Here is a 12,358-nt window from a genome sequence, read left to right as displayed (position 1 = left end):
GGTGGTCGCCGTGGCCGGTTCGGTGACCGGGCGGGCCGTGGGCGGGGCGATGAGCGAGATCGGCATGCGGATCGTGGCGCGCGGTGACGACGCGGGCGACGAGCTGAACTACGTCACCCGGACCCGCGGCGGCAAGCTGGTGAAGGCGTCCACGATGGTGCTGCGGGACTCCACCGGCACCGTGTTCGGAGCCCTCTGCGTCAACCTGGACGTCACCGCCGTCGGCGACGCCCACGCCCTGCTCGGCGCTCTCGCCGGCCTCGGCGGCACCCCGGCCGAACCGCCGGTCACCACGTTCGGCAACGACATCGACTCCGTCGTGGACGCCATCCTCGACGCCCACCGCCTCCGGCAGAACGGCAGCTGGGCTGCTCTCGACCGCGCCCAGCGGCTGGAGCTGTTCCGGGGCCTGGACGAACGGGGCGTCTTCGCCGTGCGGCGCGCGATCGAGCAGGTCGCGGCCCGGCTCGGCATCTCCCGCGCGTCCGCCTACAGCTATCTGTCGCAGGCGCGCGCCGAGGCCGGGACGGCGGCGGACGGCGCCACGACCGCTACGAGTTCCCCTGGAGGACACGCGTGACGACCACCACCCCGCCGATCACCCTCGACGACGTCCGCGATGCCGCCGCCCGGCTCAAGGGCGTCGCGCACCGCACCCCGGTGCTGCGCTCACGCACGCTCGACGCACTCGTCGGCACCGAGGTCTTCCTCAAGTGCGAGAACTTCCAGCGGGTCGGCGCCTTCAAGTTCCGCGGCGCCTACAACGCCGCGTCCCGGCTGAGCCCCGAGCAACTGGCCCGGGGCATCGCCGCCTACTCCTCCGGCAACCACGCCCAGGCCGTCGCCCTGGCCGCCCGCGAGCTCGGTACCAGTGCGGTGATCGTCATGCCCGAGGACGCCCCGCCGTCCAAGCGCGACGCCACCCTCGGCTACGGCGCGGAGATCGTCACCTACGACCGCTACACCGGCGACCGTGTCGCCATCGGGGAGGCCCTGGCGGCCGAGCGCGGTCTCGCCCTGATCCCGCCCTACGAGCATCCGCACGTCATGGCCGGGCAGGGCACCGCTGCCCTCGAACTCCTCGAAGAAGTGGGGGAGTTGGACGCACTGATCACGCCGGTCGGCGGGGGCGGGCTGATCGCGGGCAGCGCCACCGTCGTCAAGGGGCTGCACCCGGGCGCCCGGGTGATCGGTGTCGAGCCGGAGGCCGGCGACGACACCAAGCGGTCCCTGGAGGCGGGGCGGCGCATCAGCATCCCGGTGCCGCGGACCATCGCCGACGGCCAGGCCCTGCACACGCCCGGCGAGCTCACCTTCTCCGTCAACCGGCGGCTCGTGGACGAGATCGCGCTGGTCGGCGACGACGAGATCCGGGAGGCGATGCGGTTCGCCTTCGAGCGGCTGAAGATCGTCGTCGAGCCGAGCGGCGCCACCCCGCTGGCGGCGCTGCTCACGGGCCGGGTGGGTGCGCTTCCGCGCCGGGTCGGCGTGATCATCTCCGGCGGCAATGTGGACGCCCGGCGTTTCGCCGAGCTCTGTGCCAGCGGGGTCTGAGCGGGCCTGCCCCGAATGGCGGCCCCGGATGGCCGGGCGGACGATTGAGTGGTAGGGGGCCGGCCGTCGACGGGGGTGCCCAGGGCCGCCGGGGCGACCGGCCCCGGCCGCGAGTCAACCGCGGCCGGAAGGGAGCACGTCATGTTGGAAGTGAAGCCCCTCGAAAAGCCGGACGAGCGGCGTGATTTCCCCCGCGGGCACCTCGAAGCGGTCCACATGACGGATCTCGACTTCGCCGTGGCGACCTTCGAGCCCGGCTGGCGCTGGTCGGAGTCCGTGGCCCCGCTCGCGGGCACCGAGAGCTGTCAGATGCACCACAACTGCTACATGGTCCAGGGCCGGATGCACATCACCATGGACGAGGGCGGGGAGACCGAAGTCGGTCCCGGGGATGTCTTCGTGTGCTCGCCCGGACACGACGCCTGGGTCGTGGGCGACGAGCAGGTCGTGGTCTACGACTTCCAGGGGCAGACGGCGAGGGAGTACGCGAAGCCGAAGTAGTGCCGACGGGACCGCCCCGGCGCGTCACACGGTGACGACGATCTTCGCGCGCGCGTGCTCCACCTCCAGGTGCCGGATGGCCTCGGCCGCCTCGCTCAGCGGATACGTCCGCTCGACGACCGGGGCCAACTTCCCGGACTCGGCCAGCTCCCGCAGCGCCGCGAGGTTCGCCTTGCTCTGCCGGGCCGATATTTCGAGCAGCCGCTGGTGGCGGGAGAAGGGCGCCACCAGCCGCCGCTTGAGGAAGAGGCCCATCGGTCCGACGACGCTGCCGCCCTCGTACACCCCTCCGCCCGACAGGACGAGCACCCCGGTGGGGGTGAGCACGCGCCGGAACTCCGCGAGCGAGTGGTTGCCCACCAGGTCCAGCACCACGTCGTAGCGGCGCTCGCCCCGGGTGAAGTCCTCCAGCTTGTAGTCGATGACCCGGTCCGCCCCGAGTGACCGGACCAGGTCCACGTTCCTCGTGCTGCACACCGCCGTCACCTCGGCGCCGTACGCCTTGGCGAGCTGCACGGCGAAGGTGCCCACGCCGCCCGACGCGCCGTTCACCAGGACCGTCTGACCCGGCCGCACCCGCGCGACGTCACGCAGGCCGATGAGGGCGGTGTTCCCCGCCAGCGGTATCGCCGCCGCCTGCTCGAAGGTGAGGTTGGCCGGCTTCGGACCCACCTCGCCCTCCCGCGCGCACACGTACTCCGCGAACGCGCCGTCGGCCTCCCCGAACACCTCGTCGCCCGGCTCGATTCCGGTGACTCCGGCGCCCACCGCCTCCACCTGTCCGGCGAAGTCCCGGCCCCGCACCCGCGTCCTGGGCCGGCGCAGGCCCATCATGCCGCGGCCGAGCAACGGGTCACCGCGCATGAAGTGCCAGTCGTAGGCGTTGACCGACGCCGCGAGCACCCGCACCAGCACCTCACCGGCGGCCGGCACCGGCCGGTCGATGTCCGTGAACTCCAGCGTGTCCGCCGAGCCGTACCGGTCCTGAACCACTGCCTTCATGAGTCCCCCTCCGCTACCGAGGACAGTACGGCCGTGCCCGCACCGCGGACATCGGGGACGAACCCTGATCTTCTCCGGGGTCGGACACCAGGGTTGCCCTGAGGAAACCGATCGGTTTACGCTGCTTCCTGCGGGTGGAAACCGATCGGTTTCCCAATGCTCGCCGCGTCGCACGCATCGACCCTTCCCTCAGTCAGGAGAACCCCATGACCGCCATCGAAGGCTCCGTCGCCCTGGTCACCGGCGGCAGCCGCGGCATCGGCCGCGCCCTGGTCGCAGCCCTCTACGAGCGGGGCGCGAAGAAGGTGTACGCCACCGCCCGCGACCCGCGCACGGTGACGCACCCGGACGCCGTGCCGCTCGCCCTGGAGGTGACCGACCCCGCCTCCGTCGAGGCCGCCGCCGAGCGGGCGCAGGACGTCACCCTGCTGATCAACAACGCGGGCGCCTCGGTGAACGCGAACTTCCTGGACTCGCCCGTCGACGACGTCCGCCGTGAATTCGAGACCAACTTCTACGGGCCGCTCCTGGTCACCCGGGCCTTCGTCCCCGTCATCGAGCGCAACGGCGGCGGCCACGTCCTCAACGTCCACTCCGTGCTGTCATGGATCGGCCTCGCCGGCTCCTACAGCGCGTCCAAGGCCGCCCTGTGGTCGCAGACCAACTCACTGCGCCTCGACCTGAAGCCGCGCGGCATCGACGTCACCGGACTGCACGTCGGATACGTCGACACCGACCTGACCACCGGCATCGACGCGCCCAAGGCCACGCCCGAGAGCGTCGCCGCCCAGGCCCTCGACGGGATCGCGTCGGGAGCCTACGAGGTCCTGGCCGACGATCTGTCACGGCAGGTCAAGGCGGGCCTGGCGGCGGACCCGGCCGCCCTCTACCCGCAGCTCGCCGCCGCCTGATCACACCGGATCCGCGGACCGCCGCCCGATCAGACCGGCAGCAGTCGCGTCACGAGCGCGCCGAGCTGCCGGGCGGTGCGGCACTCGTGCATCTCGACCAGCTCGGCGTAGGCGGGCGCGACGGAGTCGCCGGTGCCCCACAGGGAGCGCTGCTCGGGGTTCAACCAGTACACCCGGCGGGCCTGTTCGCCGATCTGCCGGACCGCCGGAAGGTTCGGGTCGCTCATGTTGGTGCGGGCGTCCCCGAGGACGAACACGGTGGTGCGCGGGCCGACCGCGTCGCCGTACCGCTCCGCGAACTCGCCCAGCGCCATGCCGTAGTCGCTGCTGCCGTGGTAGCCGGTCAGCCTGGCCTCCGCCTCGATGCGGGCGCCCAGCCCCTCCGGATCGGCGGTGCCGTGTTCGAGCAGCCCGGTCACCTCGTCGATCCGGTTGACGAAGGCGAACACCCGCACCTTGCTGAACTGGTCGTGCAGCGCCTGCACCAGCAGCATCGTGAAGTCCGAGAAGCCGGACACCGAGCCCGACACATCGCACAGCAGCACCAGTTCGGGACGGACGGGACGCCGTCGGCGCAGCACCGGCTTCATCGGCACACCGCCCGTCGACAGCGACCCGCGCAGGGTCCGCCGTAGATCGATCGTGCCCCGCGCGGCGTGGCGGCGACGGGAGGCGAGCCGGGTGGCGAGCTTGCGAGCGAGCGGCTGAACGGCCCTGCGCAGCTCGGCCAGTTGGGCCTTCCCGGCGTACAGGAAGTCGACCCGGTCGGCGGTCGGCGTCACCGCCCGGCGGGCGATCTCGTCCCGGCCGCGCCGCTCGGCCACCCGGCGCCGCGCCTCCGCGGCCACCAGCGCCCGGAACGCCTCGATGCGCTGCCGGATCTCGTCCTCAAGGAGGCGGTCGGCGAACCCCGAACTCCCGCCCTGCACCCGGACGTTGTCACGCACACGGGCGAGCAGGGTCTGCGGACGCAGCCGTTCGAGCGCCTGGTACGACGACCAGCCGTCCGACCCCGGCGCGGCACCGTAGCCGCCGAAACCGTCCACCGCCTCGACCGCCAACCGGCCCATCAGCGCCTGGTCGTTGGCGGCCAGCGCCTCCGCCAGCCGGTCGCGCAGCGCGGCCCGCCCCGCTGCCTTCTGCTCCGGCGCGCCGACACCTCGCGGAAAGTACAGGTCGAAGACCGGGTCGAAGACCTGCCGCCCGCCGGGGCCGTGCAACAGCGTCGCCGCCAGGCCCTCGCGCAACCGCTCCCGGTCCATGAGCCCGAGGGCCTCGATCGCCCGCGCCGCGTCCACCGTCTCGCTCGTGCCGATCCGGATGCCGTGCGCACGCAGCGCCCCGACCAGGGATGTCAGCCGCTCCGCGACACCCGCGGGCGTGGTCACAGGGCGTCCAGATCGAGCTTGGCGCCCGCCTTGAGGACGTCGTCCTGATGCTTGAGGAGCACACCGAGACTGGCCTGGACGACCGTCTCGTCCAGCGTGTCGGCGCCGAGCGCCAGCAGCGTGCGCGCCCAGTCGATGGTCTCGGCGACCGACGGCACCTTCCGCAGGTCCATCGCCCGCAACGCGCCCACCACCCGCACGACCGAACGGGCCAGCGCCTCGTCGAGGCCCGGCACCTTCAGCCGTACGATCCGGCGCTCCAGCTCCTCGTCCGGGAAGCCGATGTGGAGGAACAGACAGCGGCGGCGCAGCGCCTCGGACAGCTCCCGGCTCGCGTTGGAGGTGAGCACGACGAACGGGCGGCGCGTCGCGGTGATGGTGCCCAGCTCGGGGACCGTGACCTGGAAGTCGCTGAGCACCTCCAGGAGCAGGCCCTCCACCTCGACGTCCGCCTTGTCGGTCTCGTCGATCAGCAGCACCTTCGGGTCGTCGCCCCGGATGGCCGTCAGCAGCGGACGCGTGAGCAGGAACTCCTCGCTGAAGATGTCCGTGCGCGCCTCGTCCCAGGTCTCGTCGCGGCCCGCGCTGATGCGCAGCAGCTGCTTGGCGTGGTTCCACTCGTACAGCGCCCGGGACTCGTCGACCCCCTCGTAGCACTGCAGACGTACGAGCCGCGCCCCGGCGACCTCGGCGACGGCCTTCGCGAGCTCCGTCTTGCCGACCCCGGCCGGGCCCTCCACCAGGAGCGGCTTGCCCAGACGGTCGGCGAGGAAGACGGTCGTGGCGACCGCGGGCGAGGCGAGATAGCCGGTCTCGGCCAGACGCGCGGAGACGTCGTCGACGGACGTGAACAACGGGGCCTCCAGGTTAATGTCTAAGCGCTTGTTCAGCGATGATGCCATGCGGGCTCGGTGGACCGGAAGGTGAGAGACCGATCGGTTTTCTCTCGGCTCCCGGCGAGGTAATCTCGCCCTCATGGCCACAACAGACAAGGCGTCCACCAGGGACCGGCTCCTTGACGCGGCGGCCGAGCTCTTCTACCGCGAAGGTGTCTCCATCGGCGTCGAGGCGCTGTGCCGGACGGCCGGGGTCTCGAAGCGGTCCATGTACCAGCTCTTCACGAGCAAGGACGAGGTCCTGGCCGCCAGCCTGGAGCGACGACTTCCCGGGTACGAGGCCCAGCTGGCCGGCGCGCCGCAGGCCGCCCCGCCTCGCGAGCGGATCCTGCACGTCTTCGAACGGCTGGAGAAGGCGTCCACCGACCCCGCCTACCAGGGCTGCCCGTATCTCGCCGCGCTGGTCGAGCTCAAGGATCCGGAACACCCCGCGAGCGCGGTCGCCCGCGGGGCGAAGGACTGGATGAAGGGCTACTTGCAGACGCTTGCGCAGGAGGGCGGAGCCCGGGACGCGGAGCTGCTCGCCCGTCAGCTGATGCTGGTCTTCGACGGGGCCAGCGCGCGGGCGGGGGCCCGGGTCGAGACGCTGGACGGGCTGGCCGTGGCGACCGTGACCACACTGCTGGACGCGGCCGGCGTGACATGACGGGACGGCCGCCGAAGCGGCCGCCCCGTCCCCCCCGTCCCGTTCACGACGCCACCGCGACCGCCCCGACAGCCGGAGTGCGCAGCATCCGCCGGGCCGTGCCGAGGCCGGTCCCCAGCGTCACCGCCGCCGCGACGGCGACCACCGCGAGCCCGATGCCGTAGACCTCGCCCGGCAGCACCGCGTCGGAGCGGACCACGGTGAACGGGATGATCCCCGCGAGCGCGGCCAGCGCGCCGAAGAAGACGCCCGTGACCGTGAGGATCAGCCCCTCGACACCGACCGTCCCGAGCACCTGCCCCGGCGTGGCGCCTGCCAGCCGCTGCTGCCCGAACTCCCGGCCGCGGTAACTCGTCGCCGCGTACAGCGAGTTGACCAGCATCACGCAGACGAAGACCACGATGATGCCGACGACCGTGAAGTTGAGCGTCTCCAGGTTCTTGGCGTCGACCGACTTCGCCAGGCCCGAGGCCTCGACGGCGTCGCTCTCCACCGCCTGCATGGTGAGCGTGGCCGTGGCGACCGCCGTGAACAGGATCAGCGACATCAGGATCCCGGCCAGATGCCCGGCCCGCTCCCGCAGATTCCGTACCGCCAGCCAGCCGCTCGCCCCCTTCAGCGGCAGCCGGTCCAGCACCCCCTCCAGCAGCCGCGGCGCCGGCAGCGCGAAGCCCACCGACAGCAGGATCGCCCCATAGGCGGGCGGCGCCATCAGGGCCGCGTCCGTCGCCGAGAACACAAAGGTGGAGGTCACCGACGCCGCACCGGTGAGCAGCGCGGCATACGCGAGGAACTTCCGTGCCCCGCCCCGCCTTTCGTGCCCGCGCGTGGCCCGCCGTACGGCGAGGAAGGCGGCGCCCGCCGACGCGAGCAGGGTGATGTCGATGCCAGTCATGAGCGCGACCGGCCCGAAGGAATGGTCGACGGAGTCGGCGACCTGGCCGCTGTCCTGGAACACCTCCAGCAACGCCCGGCCGCCCAGCATCGCCGGGCCGATCGCCAGCGCCGCCCCCACCAGGGCCACGACCACGGCCTCACCCACCACCATCCGCCTGAGCTGCGCCGGAGTCGCCCCCGAGCAGCGCAGCAGCTCCAACTCGGCCGTGCGCTGACGGACGTTGACCGTCAGGGCCGAGGCGACCGCGAAGAAGACCAGCACGGTGCCGTAGCCGCCGACGACGCCCGCCGCGGTGGACAGGGTCTCCGCGCTGGTGGAGTCGACGCCGTCCTGTGCCGCCGTGTCGTGCATCGAGTTGAACGTCATGATGATCGCCGCGCCCAGGAACGCGGACAGCAAAGTGGCGAGGAACCGCCCGGGGCGGTGCCGGATCGACCGCATGGCCAGCATGAACATCGCTCACACCCCCAGCGCCACGTCGTCGCCGAGGTGCGCCAGCCGCTCGGCCACCGCGTCCGGCGTCGGCGCCTCCAACCGCCCCGCCAGCCGGCCGTCGGCGAGGAACAGCACCGAGTCCGCGTAGGAGGCGGCGACCGGGTCGTGGGTCACCATCACGACGGTCCGGCCGTGCACCCGCACCGCCTGCCGGAGCAGCCGCAGCACATCGCGTGCGCTGCGGGTGTCCAGGGCGCCCGTCGGCTCGTCCGCGAAGATCACCCGGGGCTCGGTCACCAGGGCGCGGGCGATCGCGACACGCTGCCGCTGACCGCCGGACAGCTGGTCGGGGCGGTGCCCGAGCCGGTCGCCGAGGCCGACGGAGGTCAGGATCTCCCGGGCCCGCCGCCGGTCGACGCGCTGCCCGGCGAGCTTGAGCGGCAGCACCGTGTTCTGCGCGACGGTCAGCGTCTCCAGCAGGTTGTACTGCTGGAACACGAACCCGATCCGGCCCCGCCGGAACTTCGTCAGCTCGGCCTCGCCGCCCCCGGTCAGTTCGGTGCCGTCCACGCGCACGATCCCGCTGTCGGGCCGGTCGAGCCCGGCCGCGCAGTGCAGCAGCGTGCTCTTGCCGGAACCCGACGGCCCCATCACCGCCGTGAAGGTGCCCCGCCCGAGCCCGAGGGTGACCCCGTCCAGAGCGGTCACGGCACTGTCGTCCGCACCGTAGGTCTTGGTGACCTTGACCAGCCGCAGCGCCTCGGCGGCGGGTCCCTTGTCGTGGGTACGTGGTGAGCCTGCCCGAAACATCGTCATCACTCTCCGTCCGGCACTCCCTGTGCCCTGCCGAAGAAGCTACGGAGCGGGCGGGGCGACCACATTGGGCGCAGAACCCGTATTGACGGGTGTACTCAGCGACACCGCCGACGGGGGGCCGGCAGCCGGTGTCCCAAGGCGATGATGCTCCTATTGCTGGTCAAGCGGCTTGGAGCCAGTTGCGGTAGGCGTGGGCGAGGTCGTCGAGTCGACGGGTTCCGCGTTCGATGTCGGAGATCCTGGTCGGCCAGACCCCGAGGTGTCGTGCGGCTGCAGTGATGGTGATGTTCTTGGACTGCCGCAGGGGGCGTAGGTCGGCGATGTCGGGAACGTTGATCGTGGTGGTCAGGCAGCGGAAGACCTCGTGGGCGATGGCTCGTTTCAAGAGCCGGATGATCTCCTTCTTCGTCCTTCCGGCGGCGGTTTGCCGTGCGACGTAGGCGCGGGTGCGGGCGTCACCGGCCATGCGGACCAGGGCGATGCGGTAAAGAGCGGCGTTGGCGGCCCGGTCGCCGCCGCGGGAGAGGCGGTGGCGGTTGGTTCTGCCGCTGGAGGCGGGGACCGGTGCGGCTCCGCAGAGTGCGGCGAAGGAAGCCTCGGTCCGCATGCGTTCGGGGTTGCCTCCTGCTGTGATCAGTAGTTGTGCGGCGGTGTCCGGGCCGACTCCGTAGGCGGCTCGCAGGCCGGCATTGTCGGCGGTGACCGCGGTGTCCAGGGCCTTGGTGAGGGCTTCATGCTCGGCGGTCAGCTCCTTGACGCGCCGGGCGAGGTTCTTCAGCGCGGTCAGGACCGCGGCATGGACTGCGTCTCCAGCCGGCCGCAGTCGAGCCAGGGCGTCGGTGCGGTCGGTCGCTTTGAGCGGACCGTACTTGGTGCGGATCGCCTCGGGGGCGGAGATGAGGATGCTGCCGATCTGGTTGAGTGCGGCAGTTCGTGCTTTCACTGCGGAGCGGGCGGCGTTGTGCAAGGCACGTATGCCGGTGACGGTGTCGTCCTTGGGCGCACTGGAGGCCCGTCCGGACATGGCGGCGCGGGCTGCGGCGTAGGCGTCGATGGGGTCGGACTTGCCGACCCGCCGGCGTTCGGCCTTGTCGGGGCGGTTGACCTCGATGACCTGGTGCCCGCGCGAGCGGGCGGTACGAGTGAAGCCGGCCCCGTAGGAGGATGTGCCTTCCACGCCGATCGCGGTCACGCGTCCGTGGGCGTCGATGAAGGCCAGGGCCGCAGCGTATCCGGCGGAGGTGGTGGCGAATTCGGCGTCGGCAAGGTGGCCGCCGTTGTCGCTGATGACTGCGACATGGAGGGTGTCGGTGTGGGAGTCGACACCTCCGAACACGTTCTGGTCAGTGCCAGTCATGTTTCCCGAGGCCGCTGCTGCCATGCTGGTGAACGCCTTCCTAGCAGGAGGTGGCGTCGGCCGGGTGGCTCAGACAGGACATTGAGGGGGCTTCTGGCCAAGCTCCTATCAGGTCATGGTCCGCCCGGCCGGAGCCATGAGAACCAGCTCCGGCGGCCGGGCAGACCAACGCGAAGACAGCCCAGCAGGGCGTCAGTCAGTGGTTGGGCCACGACCGCCAGAAGCCGCCACGAGTATCAATGTCAGTGGTGGGCGGTACGTTGCGGGCATGGGGATCTATCTGGTGAGCGTCGGCGCGCAGGAGTGGTTCGGCGAGGAGGAGGACGGGCGGGGGGACGTCGCCGCCGGTCTGAACGAGGAGTTGAGGCGGCGCGGGCTTGCGCCGTACACGAGCGTTCCCGAAGAGGCTGCGTTCGCTCCTGGTTCCGGGACCGGCTTCGAGGAGAAACTCGTTCCGCCCATGGACGGCTTCAGCGCGCTGTGCCGGACCCATCTGTCGCGGGCGGAGGAGGAGTTGCTCTGCGGCTGGACGGTGCTCGTGCCCGTGTCGCTCGACGAGAAGATCGAGTTGCCCGTCGAGTCCGCCTACGACCTGACGACGACCGTCGCCGGCGCCCCACAGGTTCTCGCCCTCGCCGAGCGCCTTGCGAAGGCCGTCGGGCTGCCGTCCGACGAGATACCGGCGACATCGGACAATCTGGAGCTGACCAGCTGGTTCCTGGACGGTCAGGCCAACAGGACCGCAGCGGCCCGGCCCGGACGCTGGGGTGACGACCTCGACGTGTCCTTCTACGTGGCGCTGTACCTGCGCGCCGCCCAGCACTCGCTCAGGCGTGGCTGCCCGATCGTCTACTCCTGACGGCGGGCGGAGGTCGCGGCTCCGTGACATCGGTGACCGGACTGGTGCCGTCTGGTGCCGTGGTGGGGCTTCCGGCCGGGGTGCCGATGCCGGTACAGATTTCTCATGACGGACAACGGGGGACAGCGCCATCCTTGGTGGCGGGGATTACATGAGTCGGTCCACGGGGCGGACACCGAGTTGTGGCCCGAGGGACTGCTGGAGGTCGTGCCGGCCGGGTTCGACGGCGCCTACGCAAAGTTCTGCGATCTCTATCCCGAGCAGCAGGTGCAACTGCAGCTCCTCTACGGCGCCTCCCAGCGCGCCTTCGAACGCAGGACACGGGTCTCGGGGCGGGTCGCGGTGGTGCGGGTGCTCGGCAACGCGCTGAGCGATCCACGGCTCGCCGACGCCAAGCCGAACGAGCATCTGACCCTGTATCTCGACGAGGAGATCGCCGACCTGAAGGGCCGGCTCGCCCAGGACGGCGCCACCGCCGTCAGCCGGGGCCTCAACATCGGCCTCACCATCGGCTCGGCCGCCAGCCTCGCCCTGCTCGCCGTACCCGTGCTCTGGGGCGTCGGCCTGCTCGGCGCTCTGGGTGTGACGCTGAACTGCACCAACCGCTGGAGTCTGCTGGGCGCGTTCGTGTGCGGCGGCGTCGGCGCGTTCGGGGCCGTGCTGAGCGTGCTGGTACGGCTGCGGGGCAGTGCCGACCAGCTGGTGCGACGCAAGACCGACGGGCGCGAGGGCCTGGTCGTCCCCGGCCAGATGGCCCGCACCATGCGCCACGAGGGCGTGTACCGGGTCTTCGTCGGCTGGATCCTCGCCCTCGCCGTCTACTTCCTGCTCAGCGGCGGCATCATGCCGGTCTTCGAACCGCCCGCCACCACCACCGAGATCTGCCCGGCCGCGGGCAGCCCGGGATCGGCCGCGCTGGGCACCGAGTTCTGGGGCTTCTGGTGCGCCGTCGGCTTCGTGGCGGGCTTCAACGAGCGGTGGGCCTTCGGCATCCTGAGCCGCGACTCGACGCGGCGAGCGGGCAAGAGCACCTGATTCCGCTTTTGAACGGTTTCAATCGGAACTCCCTGACGCTCCAACAGATCCTTACCGCTG

Annotated in this window: 13 protein-coding genes; 7 read left to right on the top strand and 6 right to left on the bottom strand. The window is 71.4% G+C overall.

The window, feature by feature from the left end:
* From ACFWYS_RS24630 to ACFWYS_RS24620, 3 genes are all read left to right on the top strand, one after another.
* Positions 1–580: transcriptional regulator (locus tag ACFWYS_RS24630; protein WP_384772808.1), on the top strand; the 580-nt coding region annotated here is incomplete at its 5' end.
* Complete coding sequence (locus ACFWYS_RS24625; RefSeq protein WP_384772805.1) at positions 577–1,554, top strand: threo-3-hydroxy-L-aspartate ammonia-lyase; 978 nt, start codon at positions 577–579, stop codon at positions 1,552–1,554. The genes ACFWYS_RS24630 and ACFWYS_RS24625, both read left to right, overlap by 4 nt.
* A 141-nt stretch (positions 1,555–1,695) precedes the next feature.
* Positions 1,696–2,055 carry a cupin domain-containing protein gene (locus ACFWYS_RS24620; protein WP_272112316.1) on the top strand — a complete coding sequence of 120 codons (360 nt, stop codon included), beginning with the start codon at positions 1,696–1,698 and terminating at the stop codon, positions 2,053–2,055.
* A 24-nt stretch (positions 2,056–2,079) separates the two neighbouring features.
* Here ACFWYS_RS24620 and ACFWYS_RS24615 read toward each other — a convergent pair whose 3' ends face one another.
* The gene (locus tag ACFWYS_RS24615) at positions 2,080–3,057 is read right to left on the bottom strand and encodes an NAD(P)-dependent alcohol dehydrogenase (RefSeq protein ID WP_384772802.1); all 978 of its coding nucleotides are present in this window, start codon (positions 3,055–3,057) and stop codon (positions 2,080–2,082) included.
* A gap of 206 nt (positions 3,058–3,263) precedes the next feature.
* On the opposite strand from ACFWYS_RS24615, the gene ACFWYS_RS24610 reads away from it, so the two are divergent.
* Positions 3,264–3,968 (top strand): SDR family oxidoreductase, encoded by a 705-nt coding sequence (locus ACFWYS_RS24610; RefSeq protein ID WP_384772799.1) that lies wholly within the window; start codon positions 3,264–3,266, stop codon positions 3,966–3,968.
* Between the two features lie 29 nt (positions 3,969–3,997).
* Here the strand turns inward: ACFWYS_RS24610 and ACFWYS_RS24605 are convergent, their stop codons facing one another.
* Together ACFWYS_RS24605 and ACFWYS_RS24600 are read right to left on the bottom strand one after the other, a co-directional pair.
* The gene (locus ACFWYS_RS24605) at positions 3,998–5,356 is read right to left on the bottom strand and encodes a VWA domain-containing protein (RefSeq protein ID WP_384772797.1); all 1,359 of its coding nucleotides are present in this window, start codon (positions 5,354–5,356) and stop codon (positions 3,998–4,000) included.
* Complete coding sequence (locus tag ACFWYS_RS24600) at positions 5,353–6,210, bottom strand: AAA family ATPase (RefSeq protein WP_384772815.1); 858 nt, start codon at positions 6,208–6,210, stop codon at positions 5,353–5,355. Before ACFWYS_RS24600 ends, ACFWYS_RS24605 begins: the two co-directional genes overlap by 4 nt.
* Positions 6,211–6,331: 121 nt before the next feature.
* Here ACFWYS_RS24600 and ACFWYS_RS24595 point away from each other — a divergent pair, with 121 nt between their 5' ends.
* On the top strand, positions 6,332–6,898 hold the full coding sequence (locus ACFWYS_RS24595; RefSeq protein WP_384772795.1) for a TetR/AcrR family transcriptional regulator: 567 nt from the start codon (positions 6,332–6,334) through the stop codon (positions 6,896–6,898).
* Between the two features lie 43 nt (positions 6,899–6,941).
* On the opposite strand, the gene ACFWYS_RS24590 is transcribed toward ACFWYS_RS24595, so the two are convergent.
* From ACFWYS_RS24590 to ACFWYS_RS24580, 3 genes are all read right to left on the bottom strand, one after another.
* Complete coding sequence (locus ACFWYS_RS24590; protein ID WP_384772792.1) at positions 6,942–8,252, bottom strand: FtsX-like permease family protein; 1,311 nt, start codon at positions 8,250–8,252, stop codon at positions 6,942–6,944.
* A 3-nt stretch (positions 8,253–8,255) separates the two neighbouring features.
* Positions 8,256–9,047 carry an ABC transporter ATP-binding protein gene (locus ACFWYS_RS24585; protein ID WP_384772789.1) on the bottom strand — a complete coding sequence of 264 codons (792 nt, stop codon included), beginning with the start codon at positions 9,045–9,047 and terminating at the stop codon, positions 8,256–8,258.
* A gap of 160 nt (positions 9,048–9,207) precedes the next feature.
* Positions 9,208–10,404: an IS110 family transposase gene (locus ACFWYS_RS24580; protein WP_384772786.1), complete on the bottom strand. Its 1,197-nt coding sequence runs from the start codon at positions 10,402–10,404 to the stop codon at positions 9,208–9,210.
* Positions 10,405–10,672: 268 nt separating this feature from the next.
* Between ACFWYS_RS24580 and ACFWYS_RS24575 the strand changes: the two genes are divergently transcribed.
* Together ACFWYS_RS24575 and ACFWYS_RS24570 are read left to right on the top strand one after the other, a co-directional pair.
* Positions 10,673–11,263: a hypothetical protein gene (locus ACFWYS_RS24575; RefSeq protein WP_384772783.1), complete on the top strand. Its 591-nt coding sequence runs from the start codon at positions 10,673–10,675 to the stop codon at positions 11,261–11,263.
* A gap of 105 nt (positions 11,264–11,368) precedes the next feature.
* The gene (locus ACFWYS_RS24570) at positions 11,369–12,298 is read left to right on the top strand and encodes a hypothetical protein (RefSeq protein WP_384772780.1); all 930 of its coding nucleotides are present in this window, start codon (positions 11,369–11,371) and stop codon (positions 12,296–12,298) included.
* Positions 12,299–12,358 lie beyond the last annotated feature (60 nt).

Origin of the sequence: Streptomyces sp. NPDC059010 (assembly GCF_042740355.1) — a bacterium.
GTDB lineage: Bacteria > Actinomycetota > Actinomycetes > Streptomycetales > Streptomycetaceae > Streptomyces.
Note: the sequence above shows the minus strand (reverse complement) of the source record. Positions and strands in the feature narration are given on the sequence as shown.

What these genes read in the sequence shown, in the direction of transcription:
- ACFWYS_RS24590 (WP_384772792.1), bottom strand. Translation starts at nt 8,252, where the DNA reads ATGTTCATGCTGGCCATGCGGTCGATCCGGCACCGCCCCGGGCGGTTC.
- ACFWYS_RS24610 (WP_384772799.1), top strand. Translation starts at nt 3,264, where the DNA reads ATGACCGCCATCGAAGGCTCCGTCGCCCTGGTCACCGGCGGCAGCCGC.
- ACFWYS_RS24620 (WP_272112316.1), top strand. Translation starts at nt 1,696, where the DNA reads ATGTTGGAAGTGAAGCCCCTCGAAAAGCCGGACGAGCGGCGTGATTTC.
- ACFWYS_RS24585 (WP_384772789.1), bottom strand. Translation starts at nt 9,047, where the DNA reads ATGACGATGTTTCGGGCAGGCTCACCACGTACCCACGACAAGGGACCC.
- ACFWYS_RS24575 (WP_384772783.1), top strand. Translation starts at nt 10,673, where the DNA reads ATGGGGATCTATCTGGTGAGCGTCGGCGCGCAGGAGTGGTTCGGCGAG.
- ACFWYS_RS24595 (WP_384772795.1), top strand. Translation starts at nt 6,332, where the DNA reads ATGGCCACAACAGACAAGGCGTCCACCAGGGACCGGCTCCTTGACGCG.
- ACFWYS_RS24570 (WP_384772780.1), top strand. Translation starts at nt 11,369, where the DNA reads ATGACGGACAACGGGGGACAGCGCCATCCTTGGTGGCGGGGATTACAT.
- ACFWYS_RS24615 (WP_384772802.1), bottom strand. Translation starts at nt 3,057, where the DNA reads ATGAAGGCAGTGGTTCAGGACCGGTACGGCTCGGCGGACACGCTGGAG.
- ACFWYS_RS24580 (WP_384772786.1), bottom strand. Translation starts at nt 10,404, where the DNA reads ATGACTGGCACTGACCAGAACGTGTTCGGAGGTGTCGACTCCCACACC.